This is a genomic window from Eudoraea sp., assembly GCF_049665975.1.
Classification (GTDB): Bacteria; Bacteroidota; Bacteroidia; order Flavobacteriales; family Flavobacteriaceae; genus Eudoraea.
Genome location: NZ_JBATGR010000547.1, coordinates 1 through 4669, shown reverse-complemented (window position 1 = coordinate 4669; position 4669 = coordinate 1). Strand labels below are relative to the sequence as shown.

General features: G+C 36.9%; 7 protein-coding genes. All 7 read left to right on the top strand.

What is annotated here, in order from left to right; all coding sequences use genetic code 11:
* Positions 1–942, top strand: a 942-nt coding sequence (gene hisC, locus WBN20_RS17185) for a histidinol-phosphate transaminase (RefSeq protein WP_424282576.1), incomplete at its 5' end; no start/stop codon positions are given.
* A complete protein-coding gene (gene hisB, locus WBN20_RS17180; protein ID WP_424282575.1) occupies positions 942–2093 on the top strand; it encodes a bifunctional histidinol-phosphatase/imidazoleglycerol-phosphate dehydratase HisB in 1152 nt (383 codons plus the stop codon). The genes hisC and hisB, both read left to right, overlap by 1 nt.
* A 49-nt stretch (positions 2094–2142) precedes the next feature.
* Positions 2143–2724 (top strand): imidazole glycerol phosphate synthase subunit HisH, encoded by a 582-nt coding sequence (gene hisH / locus WBN20_RS17175; protein WP_424282574.1) that lies wholly within the window; start codon positions 2143–2145, stop codon positions 2722–2724.
* A gap of 6 nt (positions 2725–2730) precedes the next feature.
* A complete protein-coding gene (locus WBN20_RS17170; RefSeq protein ID WP_424275273.1) occupies positions 2731–3138 on the top strand; it encodes a GNAT family N-acetyltransferase in 408 nt (135 codons plus the stop codon).
* Positions 3139–3915, top strand: coding sequence for a HisA/HisF-related TIM barrel protein (locus WBN20_RS17165; RefSeq protein ID WP_424282573.1), 777 nt, complete (start codon positions 3139–3141; stop codon positions 3913–3915).
* Positions 3916–3986: 71 nt separating this feature from the next.
* A complete protein-coding gene (locus WBN20_RS17160; RefSeq protein ID WP_424282572.1) occupies positions 3987–4433 on the top strand; it encodes a DinB family protein in 447 nt (148 codons plus the stop codon).
* A 1-nt stretch (position 4434) separates the two neighbouring features.
* Positions 4435–4669: HisA/HisF-related TIM barrel protein (locus WBN20_RS17155; protein ID WP_424282571.1), on the top strand; the 235-nt coding region annotated here is incomplete at its 3' end.

Genomic DNA, 4669 nt, shown 5'->3' with positions numbered 1-4669 from the left:
GTATTTATAGATGCCAATGAGAGCCCGTATTCTAATGGAATTAATCGCTATCCCGATCCGCAACAACGTGAGCTTAAAACTCTTTTGGCTAAAACGTTTACTTTATGCCCGGCTAATATTCTTCTTGGTAATGGAAGTGACGAAGTATTGGATCTAATTTTCCGGGCATTTTGTGAGCCACATACAGATAATATCATTACAATGCCACCTACCTACGGAATGTATAAAGTTCTGGCGGGTATTAATGCGATAGAGAACAGGGAGGTTCTGTTAACTGAAAGTTTTGAGCTTGATGTGGATAAAATATTGGAGTCTAAAAACTCGAACACCAAAGTTATCTTCCTTTGTTCTCCTAATAACCCTACCGGGAATAGTTTTTCCGGAATACATATAGAATATCTGCTGAATAATTTTCAAGGTTTGATAGTCATTGATGAGGCATATATTGATTTTGCGACCAAGAGTAGTTGGCTAAATAGATTTGACCAGTTTCCTAATCTTATTGTAACCAGGACATTTTCCAAAGCCTATGGAATGGCGGGTTTACGCTTAGGAGTATGCTATGCGTCTGAAGATATAATTACTATCTTGAATCGAATAAAACCCCCATATAATGTAAATGAACTTACTCAGCGAAAGGCATTGCAGATGATTCAAAATACTGCTTTGGTAGAAGAACAGATTACTGAAATTTTGGCGGAAAGAGATCGAATGGTAAGACAGTTAGCTGAAATTAATTATATAAATAAAATATATCCTACGGATGCCAATTTCATATTGGTAAAGGTAGATGATGCTGATAAAAGATATAAGGAAATATTAGAATCAGGGGTGGTGGTTAGAAACAGATCAACACAACCTCTTTGCGATAATACACTAAGGTTTACAATAGGTACTCCGAAAGAAAACGAAACATTGTTAAAAATATTAAACTCCTTGTAATGGAACTACAGCCCACCAAGAAAAAGGTCTTATTCATTGATCGCGACGGTACACTTATTGTAGAACCGCCAGACGAACAAACAGATAGCTTAGAAAAAATAGTATTTTATCCTGGCGTTCTTAGCCATTTGAGCAGTATAGCTGTGGAATTAGATTTTGAATTAGTCATGGTGACTAATCAGGATGGTCTTGGATCCGAGACATTCCCTGAAAATACATTTTGGCCAGCTCATAATTTCATTCTTAAGTGTTTTGAGGGTCAGGGGGTAGTCTTTGCAGAAATCTACATAGACAGAACCTTTCCACATGAAAATGCAGATACCCGAAAACCTGGTACTGGAATGCTGAAGAAGTATTTCTCCAAAGAATATGACTTGCTAAACTCTTTTGTAATTGGTGATCGGTTAACCGATATGGAATTGGCGAAAAATTTGGGATCTAAAGGTATTTATATAAATACAAATACATATTTGGGCACAAATGAGATAACAGTTGAAGAAGCCGAGTTAAAGGAAACAATTGTCTTGGAAACGGAAGATTGGAAGGCTATTTATAATTTCTTAAAACTTGAAAACAGAGTCGCTGAAATTTCTAGAAAAACTAAAGAAACTGATATTCGTATTAAACTCAATCTTGACGGAACGGGGATAGGCAATATTTCCACAGGGATTTCATTCTTTGATCATATGTTGGACCAACTTGCCCGGCATGGTCAGATGGACCTGGATATCAGTGTAAAGGGCGATTTAGAAGTAGATGAACACCATACTATAGAGGATACAGGGATTGCCCTGGGTGAAGTCTTCCATCAAGCTTTGGGTAATAAGTTAGGATTGGAGCGTTATGGTTTTTGCCTTCCAATGGATGATTGTCTTGCACAGGTAGCTCTGGATTTTGGAGGGCGTAGCTGGTTGGTCTGGGAGGCTGATTTTAAGCGAGAAATGATTGGTAAGATGCCTACGGAAATGTTTTATCATTTCTTTAAATCTTTTTCGGATGGAGCAAAAGCCAATTTGAATATAAAAGCAGAAGGAACCAACGAACATCATAAGATTGAAGCCATTTTTAAAGCATTTGCCAAAGCAATCAAGATGGCTGTAAAGCGAGATGTGGATAAGATGTTATTACCAACAACAAAGGGATTGCTCTAGAAAAATCGAATAGATCAGCGAAACAGATAATCGCATAGTATTGAAGTACATGAAATTGGTTATAGTAAATTATGGTGCAGGGAATATCCAAAGTATAAAGTTTGCTTTCAAACGTCTTGGTTATGAGGCTGTATTAAGTGATAAGGCTGAAGAGATAAAGGCCGCTGACCGCGTTATATTTCCGGGTGTTGGGGAAGCAAGTAGTGCTATGAATAAATTGAAGGCAAGTGGTTTAGACAAAATAATTCCGGAATTGAAACAGCCTGTTTTAGGAATTTGCCTGGGGATGCAGTTAATGTGTCATACTTCTGAAGAAGGAAATACAAAGGGTTTGGGTATTTTTGATACCGACGTTGTCAGATTTACCAATAGCGTTAAAGTTCCGCAAATTGGATGGAATCAAATTACTAATCTTAAATCAGCTTTATTTAAGGATGTAATTGAAAAAGATCATATCTATCTGGTTCACAGTTATTATGCCCCAATTTGTGAAGAGACGATAGCGGTTACAGATTATGAACTGGCTTATAGTAGTGCTTTACAGAAAGACAACTTTTATGGGGTTCAGTTTCACCCTGAAAAAAGCAGTAAAGTTGGAGCGCGCATTTTAAAAAACTTTTTGGCATTATAGTGAGAAATGAAAGAATTGAGAATCAGTACAGATATTCGTGAAATGGATATTGCTTTGGTCCATAATTATCTTTCAAAGCAATCATACTGGGCCAAAGGACGAAACAAAGAAGAAGTTATAACATCTATGGAGAACGCTATATGCTTTGCCGTATTTGACGGCAAAAGACAAATTGCTTTTGCGCGGCTTGTTACAGATTATGTTGTATTCGCATGGTTAATGGACGTCTTTGTTATTGATGAATACAAGAGCAAGGGAGTGGGTAGGTTTTTGATGGATTATATTATGAATTTGCCCAGTATTCAGGAAGTAAATGGGATGGGTTTAAGAACAAATGATGCCCATGGTTTTTATAGTAAATATGGGTTTCACAAAATTTCGGAACCGGAAACATGGATGCAAAAAATACGATAAATGAGATTAATCCCGGCAATAGATATTATAGAAGGTAAATGTGTTAGACTCTCACAGGGAGATTATGCTACCAAAAAAGTTTACAGCGAAAGTCCGCTGGAAGTTGCACTCAAATTTGAAGCCCACGGAATTCAATATATTCACCTTGTAGACCTCGATGGTGCAAAAGCAAAACATATTGTAAATTATAAGGTGTTAGAAACTATTGCTACTAAAACAAATTTAAAAATTGATTTTGGGGGAGGGCTGAAGACAAATGAAGATTTAAAAATTGCCTTTGATTGCGGAGCCGGTCAAATAACCGGAGGTAGCATCGCAGTAAATGACCGTGATACTTTTCTGGGATGGATCGAAAGCTATGGATCTGAACGAATTATCCTGGGAGCTGATGTTAAAGACGAACGAATTGCAATTGCGGGATGGCAGGAAGAATCCGATAAGAAATTGATTCCATTTGTTAAGGATTACCATAAGAAAGGGATCCGATATATCATTTGCACGGATATTGAAAAGGACGGGATGTTGTCAGGGCCGGCAATAGAATTATACAGGCGACTTCTTGAAGAAACAAAGATTAATAAGACGGTGGTGAGCAGGAGTGGTGTGGAAGATGTGAAAATTTCGGGTATAAATCTTATTGCCAGTGGAGGAATATCGCATTTTGATGACTTACCCGCATTGCAGGAAATTGGTTGCGAAGGTGCTATTCTTGGTAAAGCCATCTATGAGAATAAGATTAGTTTAGAGCAATTGGAACAATTTATATTATCCGAATGACCAATATTAAAGATAAATGGGTGTCAGAATTTTTGGAAAATTCTATATACAGATTAGATTAGGGTACCCGAATGATTAAAATTAGTCTTGATGCTATTTCAGAATCAGATGTCTGGAAAAAACCAAATGAGTCGTCCAATAGTGTGGGTAACCAAATAGTACATATTTGTGGCAATATGACCCAATATATTATTGCATCTTTAGGAGAAAAAGAAGATTGGAGAAATAGAGATGAAGAAGTCTCAATGACCGGTGGTTTTACTAAAATTCAACTTATACAAAAACTGGAAGATACAGTTAAAAAAGCCAGGCTCGTACTAAATGAATGTAATGAAAGACAATTAATTAGAAAGCGCAAAGTTCAGGGGTTTAATCTCTCAGGTATAGGAATTGTAATTCATGTCGTTGAACATTATTCCTATCATACAGGTCAAATTGCTTTTTGGACAAAACTTTTGACCAACAATGATTTAGGGTTTTTTGACGGCAGGGACTTGAATATTAAAAATCAATTATAGAATGCTTACCAAAAGAATAATTCCCTGTTTGGATATAAAAGATGGCCGTACGGTAAAAGGCGTTAATTTTGTTGATTTACGAGATGCCGGAGACCCCGTAGAACTTGCAGAAATATATGCAAATGAAGGTGCAGATGAATTGGTTTTTCTTGATATATCTGCAACCGAGGAAAGGCGAAAGACTCTTGCCAATTTGGTTAAACGCGTAGCAGAAAAGGTTAATATCCCTTTTACAG